This is a genomic window from Streptomyces atratus (genome assembly GCF_014648655.1).
Taxonomy (GTDB): domain Bacteria; phylum Actinomycetota; class Actinomycetes; order Streptomycetales; family Streptomycetaceae; genus Streptomyces; species Streptomyces atratus.
On sequence record NZ_BMRN01000180.1, the window covers coordinates 1 to 1,344 of the forward strand.

At 68.8% G+C, this 1,344-nt stretch carries 1 protein-coding gene; it reads right to left on the bottom strand.

What is annotated here, in order from left to right; all coding sequences use genetic code 11:
• The coding region (locus IEZ15_RS43955) for a methyltransferase (RefSeq protein ID WP_189282514.1) at positions 1–1,344 on the bottom strand (1,344 nt) is incomplete at both ends.

Below are 1,344 nucleotides of genomic sequence, written 5' to 3' on the forward strand. Positions count from 1 at the left end.
CGCATTGGCCACGCCCACCACCCGCACCGGCAACACCACGTCATCCAGGGCATCCAGATCCGCAATGTCCCGGCCCCAGGTGAGGACCGGCACACCGGCCAGGGGCAGCGGCTGGACGGGGGCCTTGTGCAGCACCACGTCGAAGCGGTGCCGCGTCAGCTCGTTGTGCGCCGCACCCCGCTTCCACCGCACATCCACGCCCACCGCTTCAGGCCGCCCAGCCGCCCAAGCAGTGAAGAAAGCAGGGTCCAAGAGCAGTTCCTTCTCGTTCACGACTGTCTGCTCCACCAGCGCCCGGAGCCTGGCTGTGTCCTGCACGTCTGTCTGACGTGCGTGCACTGCTGTCTGGAACGCCCGCAGCAGCCCTCGGTGCCGTACGTCTCCGACGATCAGCCGACCGCCCTCGGCCAGCAGGCCGAACGCCCCGTCGAGGACGCGCTCCAAGTACTCCCAGCCCGGGAAGTACTGGATCACCGAGTTGATCACCACGGTGTCGAATGCGCCGGCCGGCAGACCCGACACATCGTCGGCCGCCTGGCAACGCACCTCCACATGGTCCCAACCCAGCCCCGCCACCTGACCACGCAACCGCTCCACCACCGACGACGAGAAGTCCGTCGCCCAGTACGACTCCACCTCCGCCGCCAGGCGCCCCATCAACAACCCGGAACCCACACCGATCTCCAGCACGCGGCGAGGGCCGAAGTCACGGATCCGCTCGACCACCGAGTCCCGCCACTCCCGCATCTCCCGCAACGGGATCGGCTCACCCGAGTACGAGCTGTTCCACCCCTCGAACCCTTCCCCCAGCGCTTCCGGCCCGGCCTCCCCATACACCGAGTCATAGATCTCACGCCACTCATCCACCTGCTCACTTACCGAACCGCCCGCTTCGTCGCCAGACGGAACGACGTACGCCACCAGGCGCAGGTCGTCATCGTGGTGGCGCCGGGCAACGACCAGGGCCCGGGAAACCCCCGGCTCGGCCTCCAACACCGCCTGGATCTCCCCGGGTTCGATCCGGAAGCCACGGATCTTGACCTGGTCGTCGGCACGGCCGAGGTACTCCAACTGCCCGTCGGCGTCCCACCGCACCACATCGCCCGTCCGGTACATCCGCTCACCACGAGCACCGAAGGGACTGGCCACGAAACGCCCGGCCGTCAGACCGGGCCGCCCCCTGTAACCACGCGCCACACCCGCCCCCGACACATACAACTCGCCCAGCACGCCTTGCGGAACGAGGTCAAGGCGCTCGTCCAGGACGAACAGACGGGCGCCGGGGACCGGACGGCCGACCGGCACACCCTGCCCCGCCACCAGCGGATCACTGATCGCGGCCGC